Origin of the sequence: Methylobacterium sp. NEAU K, from assembly GCF_030700285.1 — a bacterium.
GTDB lineage: Bacteria > Pseudomonadota > Alphaproteobacteria > Rhizobiales > Beijerinckiaceae > Methylobacterium.
The window spans coordinates 164045-187586 of sequence record NZ_JAUYZJ010000007.1 but is presented as its reverse complement, the minus strand read 5'-3'; the positions used below and the strand labels follow the sequence as shown (position 1 = coordinate 187586).

The 23542-nt window shown below is 68.4% G+C and carries 28 protein-coding genes; 15 read left to right on the top strand and 13 right to left on the bottom strand.

The genetic code is table 11. The features are described 5' to 3' along the window. Positions 1-11 precede the first annotated feature (11 nt). The 7 genes from Q8W67_RS08255 (at position 12) to Q8W67_RS08225 (ending at position 5269) form a co-directional block, all read left to right on the top strand. Complete coding sequence (locus Q8W67_RS08255) at positions 12-1256, top strand: cysteine desulfurase (protein ID WP_305543501.1); 1245 nt, start codon at positions 12-14, stop codon at positions 1254-1256. 54 nt (positions 1257-1310) lie between these two features. Next, complete coding sequence (locus Q8W67_RS08250; protein WP_305543496.1) at positions 1311-1694, top strand: SUF system Fe-S cluster assembly protein; 384 nt, start codon at positions 1311-1313, stop codon at positions 1692-1694. A 96-nt stretch (positions 1695-1790) separates the two neighbouring features. Next, on the top strand, positions 1791-2129 hold the full coding sequence (locus tag Q8W67_RS08245) for a hypothetical protein (protein ID WP_305543493.1): 339 nt from the start codon (positions 1791-1793) through the stop codon (positions 2127-2129). A gap of 313 nt (positions 2130-2442) precedes the next feature. Continuing rightward, positions 2443-2754 carry a hypothetical protein gene (locus Q8W67_RS08240; protein WP_305543490.1) on the top strand — a complete coding sequence of 104 codons (312 nt, stop codon included), beginning with the start codon at positions 2443-2445 and terminating at the stop codon, positions 2752-2754. Positions 2755-3041: 287 nt separating this feature from the next. Next, positions 3042-3296 carry a hypothetical protein gene (locus tag Q8W67_RS08235; protein WP_305543488.1) on the top strand — a complete coding sequence of 85 codons (255 nt, stop codon included), beginning with the start codon at positions 3042-3044 and terminating at the stop codon, positions 3294-3296. 261 nt (positions 3297-3557) lie between these two features. Then, positions 3558-4493: an ABC transporter ATP-binding protein gene (locus Q8W67_RS08230; protein ID WP_305543576.1), complete on the top strand. Its 936-nt coding sequence runs from the start codon at positions 3558-3560 to the stop codon at positions 4491-4493. Between the two features lie 14 nt (positions 4494-4507). After that, positions 4508-5269, top strand: coding sequence for an ABC transporter permease (locus tag Q8W67_RS08225; RefSeq protein WP_305543573.1), 762 nt, complete (start codon positions 4508-4510; stop codon positions 5267-5269). A gap of 3 nt (positions 5270-5272) precedes the next feature. Here the strand turns inward: Q8W67_RS08225 and Q8W67_RS08220 are convergent, their stop codons facing one another. Then, on the bottom strand, positions 5273-6037 hold the full coding sequence (locus Q8W67_RS08220; protein WP_305543477.1) for an alpha/beta fold hydrolase: 765 nt from the start codon (positions 6035-6037) through the stop codon (positions 5273-5275). Positions 6038-6244: 207 nt separating this feature from the next. Here Q8W67_RS08220 and Q8W67_RS08215 point away from each other — a divergent pair, with 207 nt between their 5' ends. Next, complete coding sequence (locus Q8W67_RS08215) at positions 6245-7090, top strand: FkbM family methyltransferase (RefSeq protein ID WP_305543474.1); 846 nt, start codon at positions 6245-6247, stop codon at positions 7088-7090. Here the strand turns inward: Q8W67_RS08215 and sfsA are convergent. After that, positions 7077-7790, bottom strand: a complete 714-nt coding sequence (gene sfsA / locus Q8W67_RS08210; protein WP_305543471.1) for a DNA/RNA nuclease SfsA — start codon at positions 7788-7790, stop codon at positions 7077-7079. The two genes, Q8W67_RS08215 and sfsA, sit on opposite strands and share 14 nt — an antisense overlap. 169 nt (positions 7791-7959) lie before the next feature. Here sfsA and Q8W67_RS08205 point away from each other — a divergent pair, with 169 nt between their 5' ends. Then, on the top strand, positions 7960-8700 hold the full coding sequence (locus Q8W67_RS08205; RefSeq protein WP_305543468.1) for a molybdopterin-binding protein: 741 nt from the start codon (positions 7960-7962) through the stop codon (positions 8698-8700). 41 nt (positions 8701-8741) lie between these two features. Beyond that, complete coding sequence (locus Q8W67_RS08200) at positions 8742-9611, top strand: formate/nitrite transporter family protein (protein ID WP_305543466.1); 870 nt, start codon at positions 8742-8744, stop codon at positions 9609-9611. Between the two features lie 144 nt (positions 9612-9755). Here the strand turns inward: Q8W67_RS08200 and Q8W67_RS08195 are convergent, their stop codons facing one another. Continuing rightward, positions 9756-11036, bottom strand: coding sequence for an NAD(P)/FAD-dependent oxidoreductase (locus Q8W67_RS08195; RefSeq protein ID WP_305543463.1), 1281 nt, complete (start codon positions 11034-11036; stop codon positions 9756-9758). Positions 11037-11292: 256 nt separating this feature from the next. On the opposite strand from Q8W67_RS08195, the gene Q8W67_RS08190 reads away from it, so the two are divergent. After that, positions 11293-13104 (top strand): Hint domain-containing protein, encoded by a 1812-nt coding sequence (locus Q8W67_RS08190; RefSeq protein WP_305543460.1) that lies wholly within the window; start codon positions 11293-11295, stop codon positions 13102-13104. 14 nt (positions 13105-13118) lie between these two features. Beyond that, positions 13119-13436, top strand: a complete 318-nt coding sequence (locus Q8W67_RS08185; protein ID WP_305543458.1) for a hypothetical protein — start codon at positions 13119-13121, stop codon at positions 13434-13436. 239 nt (positions 13437-13675) lie between these two features. Here Q8W67_RS08185 and Q8W67_RS08180 read toward each other — a convergent pair whose 3' ends face one another. The 9 genes from Q8W67_RS08180 to Q8W67_RS08140 all read right to left on the bottom strand — a co-directional run bounded on the left by Q8W67_RS08180 (position 13676) and on the right by Q8W67_RS08140 (position 19296). After that, a complete protein-coding gene (locus tag Q8W67_RS08180; protein ID WP_305543455.1) occupies positions 13676-13804 on the bottom strand; it encodes a hypothetical protein in 129 nt (42 codons plus the stop codon). Between the two features lie 9 nt (positions 13805-13813). After that, positions 13814-14197 carry a hypothetical protein gene (locus Q8W67_RS08175; RefSeq protein WP_305543453.1) on the bottom strand — a complete coding sequence of 128 codons (384 nt, stop codon included), beginning with the start codon at positions 14195-14197 and terminating at the stop codon, positions 13814-13816. Positions 14198-15057: 860 nt separating this feature from the next. Next, a complete protein-coding gene (locus tag Q8W67_RS08170; protein ID WP_305543570.1) occupies positions 15058-15543 on the bottom strand; it encodes an ATP F0F1 synthase subunit B in 486 nt (161 codons plus the stop codon). Between the two features lie 118 nt (positions 15544-15661). Next, positions 15662-16240 (bottom strand): F0F1 ATP synthase subunit B', encoded by a 579-nt coding sequence (locus Q8W67_RS08165; RefSeq protein WP_305543450.1) that lies wholly within the window; start codon positions 16238-16240, stop codon positions 15662-15664. A gap of 146 nt (positions 16241-16386) precedes the next feature. Continuing rightward, complete coding sequence (locus Q8W67_RS08160) at positions 16387-16614, bottom strand: F0F1 ATP synthase subunit C (protein WP_007566773.1); 228 nt, start codon at positions 16612-16614, stop codon at positions 16387-16389. Between the two features lie 68 nt (positions 16615-16682). Beyond that, positions 16683-17438 carry a F0F1 ATP synthase subunit A gene (locus tag Q8W67_RS08155; protein WP_305543448.1) on the bottom strand — a complete coding sequence of 252 codons (756 nt, stop codon included), beginning with the start codon at positions 17436-17438 and terminating at the stop codon, positions 16683-16685. A 74-nt stretch (positions 17439-17512) separates the two neighbouring features. Beyond that, positions 17513-17887 carry an AtpZ/AtpI family protein gene (locus Q8W67_RS08150; protein ID WP_305543444.1) on the bottom strand — a complete coding sequence of 125 codons (375 nt, stop codon included), beginning with the start codon at positions 17885-17887 and terminating at the stop codon, positions 17513-17515. Positions 17888-18064: 177 nt separating this feature from the next. Next, the gene (locus Q8W67_RS08145; RefSeq protein WP_305543441.1) at positions 18065-18709 is read right to left on the bottom strand and encodes a DsbA family protein; all 645 of its coding nucleotides are present in this window, start codon (positions 18707-18709) and stop codon (positions 18065-18067) included. Between the two features lie 104 nt (positions 18710-18813). Beyond that, entirely contained in the window at positions 18814-19296 is a 483-nt protein-coding gene (locus Q8W67_RS08140) for a DUF721 domain-containing protein (RefSeq protein ID WP_305543439.1), read from the bottom strand. Positions 19297-19466: 170 nt separating this feature from the next. Here Q8W67_RS08140 and mutY point away from each other — a divergent pair, with 170 nt between their 5' ends. Continuing rightward, complete coding sequence (mutY, locus tag Q8W67_RS08135; RefSeq protein ID WP_305543436.1) at positions 19467-20804, top strand: A/G-specific adenine glycosylase; 1338 nt, start codon at positions 19467-19469, stop codon at positions 20802-20804. 151 nt (positions 20805-20955) lie between these two features. On the opposite strand, the gene Q8W67_RS08130 is transcribed toward mutY, so the two are convergent. Then, a complete protein-coding gene (locus Q8W67_RS08130) occupies positions 20956-22146 on the bottom strand; it encodes a site-specific DNA-methyltransferase (protein ID WP_305543434.1) in 1191 nt (396 codons plus the stop codon). Positions 22147-22718: 572 nt separating this feature from the next. Here Q8W67_RS08130 and Q8W67_RS08125 point away from each other — a divergent pair. Further along, the gene (locus Q8W67_RS08125) at positions 22719-23069 is read left to right on the top strand and encodes a septal ring lytic transglycosylase RlpA family protein (protein ID WP_305543432.1); all 351 of its coding nucleotides are present in this window, start codon (positions 22719-22721) and stop codon (positions 23067-23069) included. Between the two features lie 121 nt (positions 23070-23190). After that, positions 23191-23505 carry a polyhydroxyalkanoic acid system family protein gene (locus Q8W67_RS08120; protein ID WP_305543429.1) on the top strand — a complete coding sequence of 105 codons (315 nt, stop codon included), beginning with the start codon at positions 23191-23193 and terminating at the stop codon, positions 23503-23505. Positions 23506-23542: the final 37 nt, after the last annotated feature.

The window sequence follows — 23542 nt, the reverse complement described above, 5'->3', positions numbered from 1 at the left end:
AGCGTGATCCGATGAACGCACCCGTCCGCACCACCGGCTACGATGTCGAGGCGATCCGCGCGGATTTCCCGATCCTGTCGCAGAAGGTCTACGGCAAGCCGCTGGTCTATCTCGACAACGCCGCCTCGGCGCAGAAACCCCGTGCGGTGATCGACGCGATGGTCTCCTGCATGGAGACCGGCTACGCCAACGTCCACCGCGGCCTGCACTTCATGGCGAATGCCGCCACGGAGGGGTTCGAGGGCGCGCGCGAGACAACGCGCCAGTTCCTCAACGCCGCATCCACCGACGAGATCGTGTTCACCCGCAACGCCACCGAGGCCTACAACCTCGTGGCCAGCTCCATGGGCTGGGCCGGCCTGATCGGCGAGGGCGACGAGATCATTCTGTCGATCATGGAGCATCACTCCAACATCGTGCCCTGGCACTTTCTGCGGGAGCGGCGCGGGGCTGTGATAAAGTGGGCGCCGGTCGACGACGACGGCAACTTCCTCGTCGAAGACTACGAGAAGCTGTTCACGCCGCGCACCAAGATGGTGGCGATCACCCACATGTCGAACGTGCTCGGCACGGTGACCCCGGCCGAGGAGATCATCCGCATCGCCCACGCGCACGGCGTGCCGGTGCTCCTCGACGGTGCGCAGAGCGCCGTCCACCAGCCGGTGGACGTGCGGGCGCTGGACTGCGACTTCTTCATCTTCACCGGCCACAAGGTCTACGGCCCGACCGGAATCGGCGTGCTCTACGGCAAGAAGGAGTGGCTGGAGCGGCTGCCGCCCTACCAGGGCGGCGGCGAGATGATCCGGACGGTCAGCGAGGACGCCGTCACCTACAACGACCCGCCGCATCGCTTCGAGGCGGGCACCCCCGCCATCGTCGAGGCGGTGGGGCTCGGCGCGGCGCTCGAGTACATGATGGGGCTCGGCCGCGAGAACATTGCGGCGCATGAGGCGCTGCTGACCCGCTACGCCCATGAGCGGCTCGGGGCGATGAACGCCCTGCGCATCATCGGCACGGCAAAGGGCAAGGGCGGCGTCGTCAGCTTCGAGATGAAGGGGGCGCACGCACACGACATCGCCACGGTCATCGACCGGCAGGGGGTGGCGGTACGGGCGGGGACGCATTGCGCCATGCCGCTGTTGACCCGCTTCGGCGTCACTTCAACGTGCCGGGCCTCGTTCGGTCTCTACACCACCACGGCAGAGATCGATGCCCTTGCCGAGGCGCTCGGCAGGGCGGAAATGCTGTTCACCTGATTGCCCGCGAATGAATCCGGCCTCGTCCGCACGGGCCCGGGGGAGAGTGAAGCGATGAGCACCGACACGACAATCACCGGCGGCACCAACGCCCCCGCGGTCGCGGCCACCTCGGCGATCCCGCCGGCCGAGCTGGATCGCCTGACCGACGACATCGTCGCCGCCCTGAAGAGCGTCTACGATCCCGAGATTCCGGCCGACATCTACGAGCTCGGACTGATCTACAAGGTCGACATCGGCGACGACCGGAAGGTCGCCATCGACATGACCCTCACGGCCCCGGGTTGTCCCGTGGCGGGAGAGATGCCGGGCTGGGTCGAGAATGCCGTGAGCGCCGTGCCGGGCGTGCAGTCCTGCGCCGTGACGATGGTGTTTGATCCGCCGTGGGACCAGAGCCGCATGTCAGATGAGGCCCGGGTCGCCCTGGACATGTGGTAATCTACGTAGCCGTTAAGGTCTCGCTAACCACGACCGCGCAGAGGATCGAGGGGCCGTCGGCGGAACGGCCTCTGTCGGTGCGTATGGTGGAATTGGATGGGTCCGGGTTACGTGGTCGCGGCGTTCCTCGAAGCGGCCGGACTGATCGGCCTGGTGGTCGCCGCGGTGGTGATGCGGACGGAGCATCGGGCAAAAGCCGCTGAACTGCGCAGCTTCCTCCGCTCCGGGCAGATGCCGCTCCCGGCCTCTGGATCGGCTTCGGCGAGCCGATGGGGCCAGGCTGCGCCGCGGATCATCGACATACCGGTCGTCCCGCACCGGCGAGACGGGGCTCAGGGGCATGATTCCGCTGCCCGCTCCGCCCTCGGACGCGCCATCGCGCGCGGCGACCGGCGGTCGAGGCCCGGCCTGACCACGCCGATCAGCGCAGGATGAGGTCGAGGCCGCTGCCGAGCAGCGTGACGAGGCTGAGCGTCAGCATGAACTTCAGGTCTTCGAGACGGGCGCTCATGGTCGTTCCTTGTTCTTCAAGGGCTTGGTCGTTTCTTGGACGCCGGATTATCGCCTGATTAACGACTTTTCCGCGAGTCGTTTCAGGATCTGTTAGCAATTGTCCCGCGGTTTCCCTTTGGTAAGGTTGACGATCGGTTAAGACCGCCCTGTCAGACTTAATCCGTCTTAGGCGCGACCCGGCCCCGCGGCGGTGCGGCGCCGCACGGCGGCGGGGCGACACGAAAGGCTCAAGCGCATGACCCAGCCGCGGGCCGGCTCCATCCGGCATCTGTACGACTGGCTCTTTCGCGACCGCAGCACCGGCGCCATCACCATCGCGCAATGGCCGAACCTGCCGCTGTGGCTGTTTCTCGCGCTGACGCTCGCAGCATGGCTCGCCCGCGGCGTCGAGCCGGCGGCGTCCTGGCTCGACATCGGCGCCGATCTCGCCCTCGGCTGGTGGGCGGTCGACGAGCTCGTTCGCGGCGTCAACCCATGGCGCAGGTTTCTCGGGGCCGCGACACTGATCGGCCTCGTCGCGCTGATCACGCTCCGCAGAGCGGCGTGACGGCTGATCTCCCGGTTCGCGCCACCGCCAATTGTGCCGCGGTACTCGCTGGCACAGCGGACCATCAATCCGGATCGTTCGAAGCCGGATTTCGGCGGGGTGCTTTCGTCACCGCAGATGTGCGATCGGAGTTTCGATCGGCTGCTTTTGTGACGGCCGAGAAACCTAACGGTAGGTTGCAGTACGGCCAAAAGTTATGAATGGTCGCGCCGGATCCGCCCCGTGACGTGCAGGCCTGCCATGGCCCGCGCTTTCGCGCTCGGTTGAGGATTGGTCTGGAAGGCACCATGACTGACGCCGGAGGTTTCGAGCCCACCGAAGACGTCTCTCGCTTTACCGAGCGGGAGCAGCTGCTTCATCAGATTGCCGCAACACTGCAGCTTCCTCTTTCGATCTTCCGCCGCCCGCGCACGTCGTCCCCGACGCCCGACGGCCCCACCGCGGCCGAGTGCTCGGCCATTCTGGCCGCGTTCGCGCGCATCCGCGATCCGAGCCTACGCAAACAATGTCTGGCGATGCTGGAACGCTGCGCGGACGCGTAGAAGCCAAGCCCACCCCCGCCGTGCGCCCGCGCACATGGGATCCGTGAGCGCCATGGCGGCGGCATGCTATAGGGGCGCCGGTTTCCGAGGCGACCCGCCGCACCGATTGAGCCCGCTGCGGAGAAGCGGGGCCCACCCGTCCGGCAAACAGGCTTCGATGACACAGCGTTCAAGCGTGCCGACGTCCCTACGTGACCGCAGCGCGCTCCGGAGCCGGGACGATGGTCTCCGGCGCAAGATGCCCCGAACTCGCTCCAGGCCCTGATGCCGATCATCTCCATCTCGAAACTGTCGAAGACCTACAAGTCCGGCTTCACCGCCCTGCGGGACATCGACCTCGCCATTCAGCGGGGCGAGATCTTCGCGCTGCTGGGTCCGAACGGTGCGGGCAAATCGACGCTGATCAACATCGTATGCGGCATCGTCACGCCGAGTTCGGGGACGGTGTCGGTCGCCGGCCACGACATCGCCGTGGATTACCGCGCGGCCCGCCGCGCCATCGGCCTCGTACCGCAAGAACTGACCACCGACGCCTTCGAGACGGTGCTGAATACCGTGAGCTTCTCGCGCGGGCTGTTCGGGCTGCGGCCCGATCCCGCGCATATCGAGCGGATCCTGCGGGCTCTCTCGCTCTGGGACAAGCGCGACAGCCGCCTGATGACCCTGTCGGGCGGGATGAAGCGCCGGGTCCTGATCGCCAAGGCCCTGTCGCACGAACCTCGGGTGCTGTTCCTCGACGAGCCCACAGCGGGCGTCGACGTGGAGCTGCGCCAGGACATGTGGCGCCTCGTGCGCGACCTGCGCCAACAGGGCGTCACCGTCATCCTCACCACCCACTACATCGAGGAGGCCGAGGAGATGGCCGACCGGATCGGCGTGATCCGCCGGGGCGAGATCATCCTGGTGGAGGAGAAGGCCGCGCTGATGCGCAAGCTCGGACGCAAGCAGCTCACCCTGCAACTGCAGCAGCCGATCGACGCCGTGCCGACCGATCTCGCCGATTACGAGCTGGCGCTCGTCGGTGACGGCCGCGAGTTGGTCTACACCTACGACACCAGAGCCGAGCGCACGGGCATCACCGGGCTCCTCACCGGGCTGGCTGCGGCGGGGATCCGGTTCAGCGACCTCCACACCGAGCAGAGCTCCTTGGAGGACATCTTCGTCGGCCTCGTGCGCGAGGAAGGAGCACGGGCATGAGCGCGGCATTCAGCATGAACTGGCCGGCGGTCCGCGCCATCTACCGGTTCGAGATGGGTCGCTTCTGGCGCACCGCCGGGCAAAGCATCCTGGCCCCCGTGATCTCGACGACGCTCTATTTCGTCGTGTTCGGGGCCGCGATCGGCTCGCGCGTCTCGGCGGTGGACGGCGTGCCCTACGGCCTGTTCATCGTGCCCGGCCTGATCATGCTGTCGCTGCTGACCCAGAGCATCTCGAACGCCTCGTTCGGGATCTACTTCCCGCGCTTCGCCGGCACGATCTACGAGATTCTCTCGGCTCCGATCTCGCCGCTGGAGGTGGTTCTGGGCTTCGTCGGCGCGGCGGCCTCCAAGTCGATCCTGATCGGCCTGATCATCCTGGCGACCTCGGCGCTGTTCGTGCCGCTGCGCATCGATCATCCGTTCTGGATGGTCGGCTTCCTGCTGCTCACCGCGATCACGTTCAGCCTGTTCGGCTTCGTCATCGGACTCTGGGCTGACGGGTTCGAGAAGCTGCAGCTCGTGCCGCTCCTCGTGGTCACGCCGCTGACCTTCCTGGGCGGCAGCTTCTACGCCATCGACATGCTGCCGCCGATCTGGCACGCGGTTAGCCTGCTCAACCCGGTCGTCTACCTTATCAGCGCGTTCCGCTGGGCCTTCTTCGGGCGCGCCGACGTGAGCATCGCGATCAGCCTCGGGATGACCGCGCTGTTCCTGGTGATCTGCCTCGGCCTCGTCACCTACATCTTCCGGACGGGCTATCGGCTGAAGAGCTGAAGCTCAGGGCTGCGCGGCGAGGAAGGCCAGCACGCCGTCCCGGTGCGGCCGGGCCCCCACCGCCGTGGAGTGGTCCTTGCCCTCGATCTCCAGCGCCCGGGCATCCGGGATCAGGGCGGCGAGGGCGGGACCGGAGCCCGCCACCGTGTCGAGGGTGCCGACCGAGACCAAAACCGGCACCTCGATCTGCGCGAGTTCCGCCCGGCTGAGGGTCTGGCGTGAGCCGCGCATGCAGGCGGCGAGCGCACGCAGGTCGCTCCGCGTCTGCTCGGCGAAGATGCGGAACGCGGCGGCCGTCGGGTTCGGGGCAGGGGTGCCGGGGGGCGCCTCCAGCGCCTCGGCGATCCCGGACGGCAGCCCCTTGCCCTCCACGAGGTGCATGCCGAGGCCGCCGATCAGCGCCGACCGGACCCGGTCGGCATGGTCCAGGGCGATATGGGCGGTGATCCGTCCACCCATGGAATACCCCATCACGTGCGCGCGCTCGATCCCGAGATGATCGAGCAGCCGCACCGCGTCGCCGGCCATCGCCTCTGAGCTGTAGGCGGCCGGGTTGTAGAGTTTCTCGCTCTCGCCGTGGCCGCGATTGTCGAGGGCGACCACCCGGTAGCTGGCCTGGGTCAGGGCCTTCACCCATTGGGTGTTGACCCAGTTGACCGCATGGTTGGAGGCGAAGCCGTGGATCAGCAGGATCGGCTTGCCGGCGCCCTCCGCCGGGGGGACGTCGATATAGGCGATCCGCACGCCGTCCGAATCGAAGGAATCCATGCCGTGCAACCCGTGCCGTGATAGCTCGGCCTCCGCTTAGTGCCGTTCCTGATCGCGTTGCAATCGGGCGCGGCTCTCCGTCTTCGATATGATGCGTTCGCTTGCGCCGAACCGGCCTCCTCGTCGGCGGCGAGCGCTCTCGACCACGCCATCACGCGCAGCGATCCGCTTGCCGAGAGGGGCGCAGGCTGGCAAACCGCCGCGGTTATGACGGACACGCAGCCCTACGGCACCTACGAACCGGCCGGCCTCGTCGCGGCGATCACCCGCCGTACGAATCGGATCCCGGCCGAGTCCTGGTACGGCCGGCGCCTTGCGCTGTTCCTGCGCCGCATCGCGATCTCGCGGCTGGGCGGGAAGCCCCTCGACGTGACCCGTTACGGCGCACGGATGCGGCTTCACCCCTACAACAACAATTGCGAGAAGAAGGTGCTGTTCACGCCGCAGTTCTTCGACCCGCAAGAGCGGGCGATGCTGCAGGAGCGCCTGCCGAAGGATTGCGTGTTCCTCGATATCGGGGCGAATATCGGCGCCTACGCCCTGTGCGTGGCAGCCTTCTCGGGACCGGCCGCCCGGATCGTCGCCGTCGAGCCGCAGCCCGACGTGTTCGACCGCCTGACCTACAACATCGCCCAGAACCCGTTCCACACGGTCAAGGCGGTCGCCTGTGCGGTGGCCGACAAGGCCGGCGAGCTGACGCTGTTCATCGATCCGCGCAACCGCGGCGAGTCGAGCCTTCGGATCGTCGGCACCAACGAGGGTGCGCGGATCACCGTGCCGGCGGTGACGCTCCTCGAACTCCTTCGGGCCGAGGGTCTCACCCGGGTCGACGCCATCAAGCTCGACGTGGAGGGCGCCGAGGACCTGATCCTGGAGCCGTTCCTGCGAGAGGCTCCGGAAGCGCTGCTCCCGCGCATGCTGCTGATCGAGAACGGCACCGGGCAGTGGCAGATCAACCTGCCGAAGCACCTTGAGGGCTACGGCTATCACGAGATTTCGCGGTCCCGGCTGAACCTGATGTTCGAGCGTCCTGCGCCCGTCAGGGGGGCGTGACCACCGGGATCTCGTCCGCAATGGCGACACCAGCGGGGCTCACGTCGCAACGGTAGGCGCGAACCTCGACGCCGGCCCTACGCGCCTCCCGGAACGCCCGGTCGAAGGCCGGATCGATGTCCCGGGCGACGTCGAACGCCTCCGCCCGCATCTGCACCACGATGATCACCAGGGCGCGGCCGCCCTCCGCGACCACCTGGGCGAGGTCGCGCATGTGCCGGGCGCTGCGGGCGGCCACGCAATCGGGGAATTCCGCGAGGCCGGCTCGGCGCATCATGTGGCAGTTCTTGACCTCGACGTGACAGGGGCCGTCGGTCGCGCCACTCGCGAGGAAATCGACCCGGCTGGCCTGGGCGTAGCGCACTTCCGGCCGCAACACGTCGTGGCCGGCGAGCGGCGCGATCGCGCCGGCCCGGAAGGCCTCGGCGACCAGGGCGTTGGGGCGCAGGGTGTTGATGCCAACCCATTGCGGGCCGCCCGGCAGGTCGGCCTCGACCAGTTCCCAGGTCAGCGGCAGCTTGCGCGCAGGATTGGCTGAACGGGAGAGCAGCACGGGCCGGCCCGGCGTGTTGAGGCCGAGCATCGCGCCGGGATTGGGGCAATGCGCGGTGACGCGGCCGTCGGCCGTGTCGATGTCGGCGAGGAAGCGCTTGTAGCGCTGCACCAGCCGTCCCGGCGCGAGCGGCGCGGCGAAGAGCATCGGAGACTGCCTCTCGGTTCGTGTGGTCCCGGCGGGCAGCCGCGCTATTTATCGGAGCATCGTCGACCGGCGCGGCCATCGCTTCGGCCAACGATGCAGATCCAGAAAGCGCGGCCGGCAACGCGTCACGCGATCCCGCCTTCGCGCGCCCGTCCGACGATAGAGCCCCATGGACCAATCTTCCGATCCCGTCACTGCCGCGATCCTCGTCATCGGCGACGAAATCCTATCGGGCCGTACCAAGGACAAGAACATCGGCACCATCGCCGATTTCCTCACCGCCGCGGGGATCGATCTGCGCGAGGTCCGCATCGTGCCGGACGAGGCCGCCATGATCATCGAGGCCGTGAACGCCCTGCGCACGCGCTACACCTACCTGTTCACCACCGGCGGCATCGGCCCGACCCACGACGACATCACCGCCGATTGCGTGGCGGAGGCCTTCGGGGTCGGCATCGACATCGACGAGCGGGCGCGGGCGATGCTGCTGGAGCGGCACAAGCCCGAGGATCTGAACGCCGCGCGCCTGCGCATGGCCCGGATCCCGTTCGGGGCCGACCTGATCCCCAACGCGGTATCGAAGGCGCCGGGCTTCCGCATCGGCAATGTCCACGTGATGGCCGGCGTGCCGAGCGTGATGCAGGCCATGCTCGACGCCATCGCGCCGACCCTGCAGGGGGGCGCCGCGATGATCTCCGAGACCATTGAGGCCGCAGGCTTGCCCGAAGGGACCTACGCCGGCGACCTCGGCGAGATCGCCAGGGCGCGGCCGGCCGTGTCGATCGGCTCCTACCCGGCGATGACGCCAGAGGGTTTTCGCAATCGGATCGTCGTCCGCAGCCGGGATGCGCTGGCTCTGGCGGAAGCGCGCGAAGCCGTCGAGGCGCTGGTGGCGCGGCTCTCGGCCTGAGGTGCCATCGTCCGGTCGGGTTGCGTCGCGGAGCTGAGCGGATGATTCGGGATCGAAACCAGCGGGCCGACAAGGCGGCGCAGCGCGACGAGTTGCTGGAGGAGGTCTCCGAGATCGGCCGGCCGAACGCCTACGTGCTGCACGAGGTGATCCGGCTCGAAGGCGACGAGGAGTTGCGGCGCGAAGGCACCTCCCTCTTCATCTCGGCCTTCGCGGCGGGCCTGAGCATCGCGCTGTCGATGATCGTGCCGGGGGTGCTGAAGAGCCACCTGCCCGAGGCCGATTGGGTGAAGATCGTCATCACGATGGGCTACGCGGTCGGCTTCCTGGTGGTCGTTCTGGGGCGCCAGCAGCTGTTCACCGAGAACACCATCACGCCGATCCTGCCACTGCTGCACGACCGCTCGGTGAAGACGGCGCTCCGGGTGGTGCGGCTCTGGCTCATCGTCCTGTCGGGCAACATCCTGGGGACGCTGGCGATCGCCACCGTGACGGCCCATTCAGGCGCCTTCGAACCGCCGGTGCTCAAGGCCTTCGCGGAGATCAGCCACGACGCGATCGCGCACGGATTCTGGTCCACCTTCGTGAAGGGAGTTTTCGCCGGCTGGATGATCGCCCTGATGGTCTGGTTCCTGCCCGCCACCGGCAGTGCCGCCCCCTTCGTGATCCTGCTGATGACCTGGCTGGTCTCGCTTTGCGGGCTCGCCCACATCGTCGCCGGCTCCGTCGAGGCCTTCTACCTGCTGATCACGGGCGCCGCCTCGCTGCAGGATTACGGGCTGCGGTTCTTCCTGCCCACGCTGCTCGGCAACACGATCGGCGGCGTCGCCCTGGTGGCGGTGTTGAATTACGGCCAGGTGGCGCCGCAGGTCGAGGAGACCAAGGAGGTCGAGGGCGAGCGCACCGACTGACGCGGACCGGCGTCAAGCCACGATGTCTCCGGAGACCGGACTCCGCTTTCCCGCATCCTGCTTGAGAGCGCCTCACGAAACGCCCGATCAGCGGGAGGCCTCCCGCTGATCGCGACGGCGCAGCGGGCGTTTTGTGAGGGACTCTTAGTCGAGCCGCACCGGCGGGCTGATCATGTGGTCGAGATCGTCGAGGAGCCACGTCACGGTCCCGCGCAAGGGGCCGTACAGGCCGATCTGATGCTGGCGGTACAGGAGGTCGTGGGTGAGCCGCGCCGAGAGGCCGTTGAGGCGGCCGCCGCCGAAGGTGTAGCGCCCGAGGGTGCCCCAGCCGTTGAAGTCGGCGAGCGATACGATCGCGCCCTTCTCGACATAGTGGAACGGCGGCAGCGCCACCGTGGCCGTGTCGCCGCGGTCCAGCGCGCGGCCGAGGTGCCGCGCGAGGTGTTGGGCCTGCTGCCGGGCGGCCTGGGCTGTGGCGGGAACCGGCTTGCCGGTCTTGCCATCGAGTTGACTGGCACAGTCTCCGAGGGCGAGGATCGCCGGGTCTCGGGTCGTGCGTAGGTCGGGGCCGACCACGAGCTGGCCCGTCCGCGAGCGCTCCAGACCATCGACAGTCGCGAGCACATCCGGTGCCTTCACGCCGGCTGCCCAGACCTTCAGCCCCGCCGCGATGCGCGTGCCGTCCTTGAGGCTGAAGCCGGATGCGTCCGCGCCGGTCACCGTGGCGCCGGTGCGAACCTCCACGGCGAGATCCGACAGAGTGCGGGCGGCCGCCCGGGACACCCGCTCCGGGAATGCCGGCAGCAGGCGCGGCCCGCTCTCGATCAGGGTCAGGCGGAGACGCTGCGGCAGATCGGGGGAGCCGTAGGCGGCGAGCAGGTCGATAGCGTGCTTCAGCTCGGCCGCGAGTTCGACGCCGGTGGCGCCGCCGCCCACGATGGCGATCGTCAGCATCCCGGCGCTGTCGAGCCGGGCCAGGAGGTGGCGCCGCAACTGCCTGTGAAACCGCTCGGCCTCGGTGAGGTCGTCGATGGTCAGGCAGTGCTCGGCGACGCCCGGGGTGCCGAAGTCGTTGGCCCGGCTGCCGATGGCGAGCACGAGGAGATCGTAGGCGATTTCGATCTCGGGCCGCCCCTGCGCGGCCTCGACGGCGAGCCGCACACACCGGGCCGACCGATCGATCCCGATCAGGGAGCCGGGCTGAAAGCGAAAGCCGTTGCGGCGCGCCTGCGCGAAGAAGTCGATCTTCTGCCGGTCGGCCCGGGCTGTGCCGGCCGCGAAGGTGTGCAGCATCGGCTTCCAGACGTGGGAGAGGCTGCGATCGGCCAGGGTCACGTCGGCCTTGCCGCCCCGGCCGAGACTGGTCGCGACCTCGATGCCGGCGACGCCGCCGCCGATGATCGCGATCTGCGTCCTGCCCGTCATGCCGTCTCCGGATTTCAGCTCCCGGTGAACGCATCGCGGACGACGACGTTCGCACCATCGTGTCTCAGCGTGATGGATGCGACGGGCGCCGGCGGACGGCCCACGTCACGCGCTCCGCTCGAGGCGGCTCCGACCGCCCGGGCATGCGTGCCGCCAGGAGCGGTTTGTTAACCATTTAGAAATTGAGTAGAAACCACGTAATTCACGGCCAAACGAATATTCTGAAGGAATATTAGCCTGGAACGGGGTGCCATTGATGGTTGATCTGACCGGTTACCGTCTGACCTTCGACGACGAATTCAACGCGCGCAGCATCTCGCAGACAGGCGCCGGTACCACCTACGCCGACATTCGATCCGAGTGGCGCTACGATGCCAATTCCGACATCGGCTTCGGGCGCTCCTCCTTCGTCGACCCTTCCTCGGGCTATGATCCCTTCAGCCTCCAGAACGGTGCCTTGTCGATCACGGCCGTTCCCGACAGGACCGCGTCGGGTTTCCCCGGCAGCTGGGAATCGGGCCTGCTCACCACACAGGGGAACTTCTCGCAGACCTACGGCTACTTCGAGATTTGCGCCGACTTCTCGAACGACCCGAATGCCTGGGATGCGTTCTGGCTGCTCCCCAACCAGCAGACTCCGGACCCGAACAACGCCGGCGGCCACCAGGAACTGGATGTCGTCGAGCATTACGGCAACAACGACAAGGGTGTGTACAGCACGATACACACCACCGACCCACAGAACGGCATACCGTGGCAGGTCAATCGCCAAGTCTACAGTGAGATGCCCAACCCGTCCGGGTATCACACGTACGGCGTGAACTGGCAGGCGGACAAGATCAGCTTCTACGTCGACGGTCAGCTCGCCGGGTCGCAGGCCACGCCGTCGGACTTGCACAGCCCGATGTACCTTTTGGCCAATCTGGCCGTGCAGAGCACAGCGCCCGCTTCCGGCAATCCTTTCACGTCGAGTATCGACTACATCAGGGTGTATTCCAACGCACCGAATGCGGTCGCTGTCCCGCAAGGCAGGGTCTCCTCTCCGGACGGGCGCGACCCGGGCCTGTATGGTGCGACGGTCGCCGCGCCGGGTTCCACCACTGCGGCGGCCGGGTCGAAGTCGAACGCGACGGCACCATCCGGATCGACGACGCCGGCACAGCCGGCGCCCTGCTATTGCACGGGCACCCGCATCCTCACCGAACGCGGCGAGGTGCTCGTGGAGGATCTGCGGATCGGCGACGTGGCGGTGACCGCTTCCGGACATCTGCGGCCGGTCCGTTGGATCGGAACCCGCCGCTACCCCGGGCTGACCGTCCCGCGGGCCGACCGGCCGGTGCGGATCAGGGCGGGCGCCCTGGCCGATGGCATGCCGGCGCGCGACCTTTGGGTCTCGCCCGACCACGCGCTCTACCTGGACGGCCTGTTCGTGGCCGCCGGCCACCTCGTCAACGGGCGGACCATCACCCGCGGCGAGCCGGTGGCGGATTTGACCTACTGGCACGTCGAACTCGACACCCACGACATGTTGCTGGCCGAGCGCACGCCGGCCGAGAGCTTCCTGCCACTGCCCGGCCTGCGGCGGCAGTTCGACAGCGGGAAGGGCGAGGCAGACGCGGGTGCGACGGCGGCACCCTTCGCCGCGCGGGCCGAGGACGGCCCGGAGCTGCAGGCCTTGAGCCGCCGCCTGATCGTGCGTGCAGGCCTGTCGGTGGACAGCCCGGGTTTCGGCGACCTGCTGGGCCACCTCGACCTGTGCGAGATCCGCGGCGGCGACCTGCGCGTGGCGGGCTGGGCGCAGGACGCGCGGCATCGCAATGGGCCGGTCTGCCTCGACGTCGTCGTGGACGGGGCAGTCGCGGCGACGACTCTGGCGGAGGTATACCGGCCCGACCTCGCGGCGGCCGGGGTCGGCGGAGGCCGGCACGGCTTCGACGTCGGACTGGACGAGCCGCTGGCGCCGGGCATGCCCCACTTCGTGGCGGTGCGCCGCTCGGTAGACGGAGCTGTGATCGGCGGGATGCGGGTGGATGCAACGGGCCGGTGGTGCCGGGCGCAGGTCGCCTGACGCGCGGTCTCGCCATGAGCCTGCGCGGCAGCATCGACGTGCTCGACCACCAGCGGATCATCGGCTGGGCGTGGGAGACGGACGCGCCGAACGTGCCCGTGGCCGTTCTGATCGCGATCGAACGACGGGTGCTGGGGCGGTGCAGGGCTGACCTGCCGCGCGAGGATCTGGCGATCGCGGGTGTCGGGACGGGCCGATGCGGCTTCGCGCTGGATGTGCCGGCCGGCCTGCTCTCGCGGCGCGAGAGCTACGCGATCAGCGTGCGGCGCGAGGGCGACGGAAAGCATCTGCCCGGTTCGCCCTACGTGTTGGGGCCCGCGGCTGCGCCGTAACGGCGCCGAACCGAGTCTCCGGGGTAGGGTTGAGATTGCAGTCAGCGCGGCTTCCGGGCCGGCATCGCACCCGGCCGGCAGGATCGCCTTGACGGCCCGATCGGCTCGCACCACAGCCCCCGTCCATCCACAGGACGCTGCCGGCCCGCCACAGGAGGTGCAGCACGCTCAGTTTCAACGCGGGGAGACGACCGACGAGCGTCCAGCCCCGGTCCGCGTAGAACGGGGGGTCGCCGGGGTTAGGCGGCGCGGCCGTGCGGCGACGGGTCGACGAACGCGATCAACGTGGGGCCGGCGGACAAGCGCGAGGCCAGTGCGCGCACGCGACTGCCGATGCGCGCATCCCATCGCGCGAAGACGCCGGCCATCGCAAAACCTCAGGCTGTCGTCCGAGCGACGCGCCTGCGACGCAGGAAGACGACGGTGGCGCCTGCCAGGATCAGGCCGAGGCCCGCGTTGACCTCGGGCGCGGGCGCGCCGCCGACATCTCGGCTTGCCCCGGCGTCGAAATCGAAGTGGGAGCCGATGGAATGTCCGCTTCCTCCGGTGGAGGACTCGGCCCTGCTTTGCCCACGGCTCGATGGGGGGGTGGCGGCGGCGTTGCCGCCGCTGGCCGATATGCCGGCTGTGCCGACACTTAGGCCGCGCCCGGACAGTTCGCCGTTCCAGCCACCGGCGAGTGCGTTGCCGTTACCGGCCAGTGCGGGACTACACAGACCCAATCCGATCATGGCACAGCAATATATACTTACGTATTTCATTGCAGTTACCTCGAATGACGGCCATCTACGCCAATCAAGAAGATCAACTGCCCGATAATTCAATACATGAACTCCAACCTATCAAATTTAATCACAGGTCAATTTTATCTCCGAGCTCAGCTGCCCGGGCTCGAGGCAAGGGCGTCGACAAGGTCGGGCTTCGGATGTGCCCTCGCGCGGGCTTCGCGCCAACCGTGCCGCCGGGCAGCTCTCGCCGCGCAGCGGCTGCGCAATCGGCCTGCACCGGAAGGGCGAGAGGCGCATCGACTTGGCGCGCCCGCTGTGCCGGCACCGGCGAGCCGGGTCGTGGGGAGCCTTGGCGCGACGGCCGACCCGCGGAGTTCCGAAAGGCGGCGCCCGGAAAACGGGGCGACCCTGTCGGCGGGATCGGCTGCGCGGGTGGACCGGCCTGAAAAGAAATTGGCGCCGTGGAACGGTGTCGTCTCTGCGCCGTCGCGTTCCCGCCCGCACGGAGCGCCCGTGGTAAACGCCCCGGGATCCAGCGCGAGAAGACGCGAAGCGTCCGCGCACGACGACGTCGCTCATCAAGCATGCCGCCGCGCAGTTCATCCCCGCCAAGCCCGGATCGCCGTCAACCGACGTTCCAGGCGCCCGGAAAAGGGCCGCGCCTCATGCGCGAGAGCCAGCCAGGCAGGCGGCACCGCGCACCGGCACCGCGTCGGGCGATTGTTCGCCTGTGCGCTCTCCCTCGGTGTTCGCATGTCCGGGACCGGCCGAACGCGGCCGCTCAGAAGAGGCGGGGCCCGACGCCATTCATGACGCTTCACCCAAAGCGGGTCCCGAAACGAAAGAAGCCGCCTGACGGCGGCTTCCGGGACACGCTCGTTGCGGCTGGGATTCTACGACCGCATGCGGGTCCTGACCTCTCCGAGGCTCGCGCGGATCAGACCCTGAGCGGCGTCTCCCTGCATCCGCTCCCGCAGGATGGTCTCCGAGACCTTCACGGCAGCCTCAGCGGCGGCGGCGCGGACCTGGGCCTCGGCCTGGACCTCGGCCTGGGCGATCTTGGTCTCGGCCGCCTTGGTGCGGCGCGCCAGGAAGTCGTCGAGCTTGCGATGGCCCTCCTCGGCGGCGCGCTTGGCCTCCTCGCGGGCGCTGGCGATGATCGACTCGGCTTCCTTCTCGGCCTCGACCCGGCGGCGCTTGTAATCGGCGAGCACGGCGGCCGCCTCTTCCCGCAGACGCTTGGCCTCGTCGAGTTCGTGACGGACGCGGTTGGCGCGGCCGTCGAGGCCCTTGGTCATCGCCGAGAAGCCGCCGGCCTTCCAGGCAATGCCCATGAAGATGACGAACGCGACGGCGACCCAGAATTCGGCTTCGAGCAGCATCGTTGATTCCCGGGCAGAGCGCCCGCCGCCGAAACGGATGCCGGTTCGGCGTAGGCGGGCGCGTGAGATGAAGTCACTGGAGCTGCGTCCGATCGCCTTGCGACCGGGAGCGGCTCTAATGTGCGGTTGCGTCGAGGGCGCGCTCGAGGGTCGCCTGATCCGGCGCCTGTCCCGTCAGACGCTCGACGATCGCAGACGCGGCCTCGCCCGCGATGCTGCGGACATTGCCCATCGCGGCCTCGGTGCGGGTACGGATCGTGGCCTCGGCGGAGGACAGCTTGGTGTTGAGCTCCGATTCCAGCGCCTTGCGCTTGGCATCGGCCTCGGCGGCCAGGTCGTTCCGGGTGGCCTGGGCGATGTCGCGGGCCTTGCCTTGGGCATCGCGCAGCGCGGTCTCGTAGGCGATCCCGGCGGCATCCGCCTCGGACTTCATCGCCTGGGCCTGATCGAGGTCGGCGCGCAGGCGCTCGGCGCGCGCGTGCAGGATCGCCTGGATCCGCGGCAGCGCGACCTTATCCATCAGATAGTAGAGCAGCCCGAAGGCCAGGGCGAGCCAGATCAGCTGCGCCAGGAACCCGGAGCTCTCGAAGGGCGGGAAGGCGCCGCTATGCGCTTCCGTGTGCTCGGTGTGGCCCGGCACGATCTGGGTGTCGGCGCCCGGAGGCGGCGTGGTGGTGGGATTCGACTGCGCCATGGGACCGCTACACTGACACCGTTCGCAGGATCACCGCGGTGCGGTGACGGAAGAAGGCGGACGCTCCGTCGACGGAGCGCCCACCCGTTTCTCGGGCGGCGAACGCCCGGAGAAGGCCGCGTCTCCGCGGCCTCCGGGCACGCCGATCAGACGGCGAAGAGCAGCAGCAGGGCGATCAGCAGCGAGAAGATGCCCAGCGCCTCGGTGAGGGCGAAGCCCAGGAGCAGGGTGGCGCGCTGGCCGTCGGCCGCGGACGGGTTGCGAAGGGCGCCGGCGAGGAACTGACCGAACAGGTTGCCGAGGCCGATGCCCGCACCCGCCATGCCAAGGCAGGCGAGGCCGGCGCCGATGTACTTCGCAGCGACGGGATCCATGATAACTCCTGAGGTCTCTTTAGATCGAAACGTGCGGTGACGTTCGCGGCGGGTGGAGCCGGCCAGATCTAGTGGCCGGGGTGAAGGGCATCGTTGAGGTAGATCGCCGTCAGCGTCGCGAAGACGTAGGCCTGAAGCGCCGCAACGAGGAACTCGAGAGCGGTCAGCGCGATCGTCAGGAACAGCGGGAGCGGCGATAGCACGCTCCAGGCACCCGCGAGAAGAAGCTGAACCACGAAGAACGCGAAGATCTTCATCGCGATGTGGCCGGCCAGCATGTTGGCGAACAGACGCACCGACAGGCTGATCGGGCGCGAGATGAACGAGATGATCTCGATCGGCACCAGGATCGCCAGAAGCGGCTTCGGCACGCCCGACGGGACGAACAACCCGAAGAAGTGGGAGCCGTGCTTCATCACGCCGTAAATGACCACGACGGAAATCACCAGCGCGGCCAGCCCGAAGGTGACGATCAGGTGGCTCGTCACCGCGAACGCGTAGGGGATCATCCCGAACAGGTTCAGCACCAGCACGAACATGAACAGCGAGAACACCAGCGGCATGAACCGCTTGCCGCCGTCGCCTGTGGCCTGGTGCAGCGTGTCCGCCATGAACTCGTAGAAGATCTCGGCCAGGGACTGCATGCGGCCCGGTACGACCGAGCGCGAGGCCGTCGCCACGATCGTGATCAGGGCGATCACGCCGACGGCGGCGAACATGTAGAGGGCGGATTGCGTGAACGCGAGTTGCTGATGGCCGATATGGCCAAGCGACACGAGCGGCTTCAGCTCGAACTGCTCGATCGGGTCGATCGTGACCGCCATTCCCGCTTCCGCCCCTCTTGAAACCGGCGCACCGACGGTGTCGGCTGCCTAAAACCCCTGTCGACCGGCGCGCCTTATGGCTCCTGCCGGTCGCGCCGTCCGGGACGCGCGCCGGCAAAACCTGACACCCGCATCACGTTGTAGATCCCCGCCACGAACCCCAGCATCAGGAGGACGATCAGGCCCCAGGGTTTCGTCCCGAAGACATGATCGACGATCCAGCCGAGAATGCCCCCGGCGATCACGCCCGCGACAAACTCCGTGGAGATCGTCATGGCCTGACCGAGCGAGGACGGCCCGGTACCCCGAGGCCGCGAGGAAGGATCGGGAGCGGCCTGCGGCCGCTTCCGTTCGATCTGCGTCTCGAGACGTCTGAGCCTCGCGGAGAGTTCGCTGTCCGTCGGCGTGCCCTCGGCCCCTTTCCCATCCCGCGCGTCGTCGCCGTTCACGGCTGAAACTCACAGGGCGGGTGGATCGGGAACCGGCTGGACGCCCCTTCAAGCGCGGCGCACCATAGTTTCGCCTATCTTGAGTGTCAAGGCGACCCGGATGCATATTAAGTCTTTGATTTCCAAATTGTTTTTCGGCCAGGGCCCGCAGGTCGGCGCGCGGCCCCGGTCGGGTGATCAGGCGCCCAGGATCGGCTTGATCACCTTCTCCATGCCGTCGATCGTCATCTCCCCGGTATAGCGCTCGCCGTTGATGAAGAAGGTCGGGGTCGAATCCACCTTCATGACGTCGAGCCCGCGCTGCTTCACGGCGTTGACCGCGCCGTAGACCTTCTGGTCCTTCAGGCACGCCTCGAAGCTTTCCTTTGTGTAGCCGGCTTGGCGCAGCATCTGCTCCAGCGCATCGACCGGCTTCTGGGTGAAGGCCCAGGCCGGCTGCTGATCGAACAGCAGGTCGGTGATCGGATAGTACTTGGCATCACCCTGGCAGCGCGCCAGCATGAAGGCCGCGGTGGCCAGCGGGTCGAGCGGAAACTCGCGCAGGGTGAAGCGGACCTTGCCGGTATCGATGTAGCGCTCCCGGAGCACCGGCCACGTCGTGCGATGGAAGGCGGCGCAGTGCGAGCAGGTCATCGAGGCGTACTCGATGATGGTGCACTTGGCGTCCGCCGGGCCGAGCCAGACGTCGCCGAGCGGGCCGGGCTGCATCAAGGCGGCGGCATCGGCGTTCTGGGCCGAGGCCGGGCGCGGCAGGTAGGGCAGCGCCAGGCCGGCGCCGAGCGCGAGACCTGAGAACTTGAGGGCATCGCGTCGCGTGGTCATGGGCAGGCTCCGCCGGCTTCATTCGGTCTTGGCGTCCCGGCTCGGGTACCTGCGCGAGACTGTCCTGGCAAGATGACGAAGGCGCCTATGCTGGAACGCGCGGCTCAGCGCTCCGGCCGCGTCGCCACGGCGGCGATCCCGAGCCGGTCCAGGGCCGCGCGCAGCCCGTCATCGTCGATGGTGGCCACCGCCCGCTTAACCTCGGTGGCCCGGGATGGGTCGACGCCGAGGCGCGGCGCCGACCCGCCGCCACGGCCAACCCGGTCCTGCTGCAGCACGATCCGGGATACGCAGGCCCAACCGTAGTGCGCATTGATGCGCTGGATCACCACCGGTGCGAGATGCTGGAGTTCGATGGCGAATACACCCTCGACGCGGACCACCAGCGTCCCGGATTCCGGCGTGTCGGCGTCCTTGCGACGGCGCTTCGGCCATTCGAGCTTCGAGGGCCGGCAGTAGCGCGCCAGCCGCTCGCCCACGATCTCCGGCCAAGCCGCCAGGATGTCGGTGGAGGCGAAGCCCTGCGCCGCGAAGGCCGGCCCGATGCAGGTCTCGATCAGCTCGGCCAGCGGTTTGACGCGCGCCATGGTGGTTCGGGCCTCGCCTCGGTGGATCGGGCATCGTTTTCACCGCCGAACGGGTGATCAATTCGGCGCAGGGCATTCAGCGTAGCGCAGGTCGGTCAACGAAGGGAGCACGCGCCTCGCGTTTCGCCGCCCTATGATCGGACGTTTCCTCCGGCTATGCAGCCTGGCCCATGCCGACCCGCACAGCCACGGATTCCCGGTCCGGTCCCGGACCGCGCGCCGACGACCTGCTCGCCTGGTACGACCGGCATCGCCGGGTCCTGCCGTGGCGCGCGGGCGCGGGCGAAGTGCCCGATCCCTACCGGGTCTGGCTGTCCGAGGTGATGCTGCAGCAGACCACGATCGCGGCGGTCCGGCCGTATTTCGAGCGCTTCCTGACCCGCTTCCCCGACGTGGCGGCGCTCGCGGCTGCCCCCGAGGAGGCGGTGATGTCGGCCTGGGCCGGCCTCGGCTACTACTCCCGGGCGCGCAACCTCCACGCTTGCGCGAAGGCGGTCGCGGCCGCGGGCGTCTTTCCGGACACGGCCGAGGGCCTGCGCAAGCTCCCGGGCATCGGCGCCTACACGGCCGGGGCGATCGCCGCGATCGCGTTCCAGCGGGCGGAGGCCGCGGTGGACGGCAATGTCGAGCGGGTGATGAGCCGCACCTTCGCGGTCGAGGCGCCGCTGCCCGGCAGCCGCCCGGAGATCCGAAGGCTGACGCAGGCCCTGGTGCCGCACGACAGGCCAGGCGACTTCGCACAGGCGCTCATGGACCTCGGCGCGACGATCTGCACCCCCAAGCGCCCCGCCTGCGCCCTCTGTCCCTGGATGCTGCCCTGCCGCGCCAGGGCGCTCGGCACGCAGGAGACGTTCCCGCGCAAGATCAGGGTCGCCAAGGGCGCCCTGCGCCGCGGCGCGGCCTTCGTGGCGATCCGCAGCGGCGACGAGGCGGTGCTGCTGCGGACCCGGCCGGCGGAGGGCCTGCTCGGCAACATGGCCGAGCCGCCCGGTAGCGCCTGGGAACCGGACTACGACGCCGCCGCCGCCCTGCTGGATGCGCCCCTCGACGCCCGCTGGAAGCGCCTTCCGGGCCTCGTGCGCCACGGCTTCACGCATTTCCCGCTGGAGTTGACCGTGTTCTCGGCCCGCGTCGCGCTCTCGACACCGATCCCGGACGGCATGCGCTTCACCCCGCGCGCCGCGCTCGACGACGAGCCTTTGCCCGGCCTGATGCGGAAGGTGCTGGCCCACGCCTTCGACCCGAAGCCGGACCCGGAAAAGAAGCCGCGCGGGCGCCCGAAGAAGGAACCGCCGCCGATGCCGCTGCTCGCGGCGATCGAGGCGCCGCTGTCGATGCCGGATCCGGATTGGCGCCCGAGCGTGCGGGCGGTGCCGAAGCCGCGGCCGAAGCCGGCGCCCGGTCCGCCGCCCGAGGCGGACGACCTCCTGGACGCGGAACCCGAACTGTCGACGGCCCCGGTCCGCGCCCGGCCGCCGACGCGCCGGGGGCCCGCCAGGAGAGGTTGATTTCCTGACGGCCTTACCCTGACGGCATCCGGGATGCGCCGTCAGTCCGGGGCCGTAAAGCGGGGCCCGGACCCCATATCCGCCGCGAGTCCTTCAACCGGCGACCGTATAAACCAGCGTGGTCTCAGCTGAACCGTGAACGGCGGTCCCCTCAGCCGTTGGCCATCGCCTGCCGCAGCCCGGCCCGGTAGCTGTCGATCACCACCGGTCGGCCACCCCGTTCGACGTGCCAGAACGTCCAGCCGTTGCAGGCCGGGAGCCCCTGGACCAGCGCGCCGATCTTGTGGATCGAGCCGATCACGAGGCCGTTGTCGAGCTGGCCGTCCGGGCGCACCGTGGCGCGGAAACGGCGGCGCTCGTCGGTGACGATCTCGCCCGGGCGGATATGCCCGGCCTCGATCACCGAGAGGAACGGTACCCGCGGCTCGGCGCGCTTGGTCGGCGCCACCATGAGGGCGGCCTTCGACAGGGGCTGGACGGCGGCGATCCGCTCACGTGCGGCCTCCGCGTAGATGGCCTCGCGCTCGATGCCGATGAACCGGCGGCCGAGGCGCTTGGCGACGGCCCCGGTGGTGCCGGTGCCGAAGAACGGATCGAGCACCACGTCGCCCGGATTGGTCGCCGCCATCAGGGTCCGGGCGAGCAGCGCCTCGGGCTTCTGGGTCGGGTGGACCTTGCGGCCCTCCGCATCCTTCAGCCGCTCCTCGCCGGTGCACAGGGGGATGAACCAGTCGGAGCGCATCTGGAGGTCTTCGTTGCCCCCCTTCAGCGCGTCGTAATGGAAAGTGTAGCCCTTCGAGTCCGCCGAGCGCGAGGCCCAGATCAGGGTCTCGTGAGCGTTGGTGAAGCGCTTGCCGCGGAAGTTCGGCATCGGATTGGCTTTGCGCCAGACGATATCGTTGAGGATCCAGTAACCGAGATCCTGCAACGCGCCCCCGACCCGGAAGATGTTGTGGTAAGAACCGATCACCCAGAGGGTTGCGTTCGGCTTCATCACGCGGCGGCAGGCGGCGAGCCAGTCCCGGGTGAAGGCATCGTAGGCCTCGAAGGTCGCGAACTTGTCCCAGTCGTCGTCGACGGCGTCGACGCGGCTCTGGTCCGGACGCAGCAGGGCGGCGTCGCCGAGCTGAAGGTTATAGGGCGGGTCGGCGAACACGCAGTCGACGCTGGACGCCGGCAGCGCGTTCATGGCCGCGATGCAATCCCCGACCAGCACTTGGTCGAGGGGCAGGGGACGCTGGGCGGGTACGAGACCCATCCGTGGCGCCGACGCGAGCCGCCCGGCACGCGAGACCTGTTTCCGGGCGACGGCGTCGGCAGCCACGGTACGCGGGGAAGCCATGGCAAACACCGGTTACGCGACTGACCGGCAGACCATGCGTCGGATACGGTAAAGGTCACGTTGTCGAAATTTGCCGGCGTGCGTCCCGTTCTGGGGCTGCAGTTTTTGCCTACCGCCGGCCTGGCCGATCATCCCGCAGATAAAACCCCGATATTCCCGCGTGTCGACGCTCGGCGCATGGCGGCAAGACGCAATTTTGCTAGCGGCCGAACCGGGTGAAGGGCCCGTTGCTTGCCGCTTCGCGACATACGACAGGTATGGGCTTGCTGATGTCTGCTTCCCCCTCAGCGGGACACAGGGTCACGCCCGACGCAGGGCTTAGGACATTAAGCCGATCCTAAGACCGACATGCGCTTCGGCGTCAGGACTTGGCGATTACCTCGCGCGACTGCCGCTTACGTCATTCGGCGTTGATCCCGAAATAAACTGAAATAAAACCACATGTAATCTGCATGTCCAGATGAAAATTGGCCGAAATGTGACGTGATCACTGTCGAAACGCCTGCCATATTCCGGCCGACTTCCGAAACGACTGGCGCCACCCCGCAAACAACTCAGGGAATGCGCAAAGAATGTCGTCTGGTTTCGGAAAGTTCGTGGTCACCGTTGGAATGCTATCGACCCTCGTCGGAACGACCCTCCCGGCTTTTGCCCAGAGCGGCGCGGCCTCCTGGTATGGGAGCGGCCATCGCACCGCGAACGGCGAGCATTTCAACCCCAACGGACTGACCGCCGCCCATCGTAGCCTGCCGTTCGGAACCCGGGTCCGCGTCGAGAACCGTCGGACCGGCCGCTCGGTGGTCGTGCGCATCAACGACCGTGGCCCCTTCGTGCGCGGCCGCATCATCGATCTGTCGCGCGGCTCGGCCCGCGCCCTCGGAATGGGCGGCACCACCTACGTTTCGCTCCAGGTCCTGAACTGACCCTCCGGCACTGACGGCACTGCAGGCGCGGACGGCTCCGGCAGTCGTGCGGCCTCCCGATGTTGCCTGCGGCATCGGGAGGCCCCATCTGCTGCCGGGTCAGTCCGGATCCAGCCGCCCCATGCCCAAGCCTCTCATCGTCGACATCCCGCACGACCTCGGCCGCGAGGAGGCCAAGCGTCGCCTCGAGCACGGCACCGAGCAGGCGCGGGCGTTCCTGGCCAGGAGCGGCATCACCGTCGACCAGCTCGCCTGGACCGGGGACCGGCTCGATTTCGGCGTCTCGGCGCTGGCGCAGAAGATCGGCGGCACCATCGACGTGGGCGCCGAGAGCGTGCGCCTGGAGGTGAAGCTGCCGTTCCTGCTCGCCCTCTTCGCCGAGAAGATCCAGAAGGTGGCGAGCAAGGAGGGCAATCTCCTGCTGACCAAGAAGTAGCCGTCCGGAACCAGAGCGGCAGGGCCCCGTTGCCGCC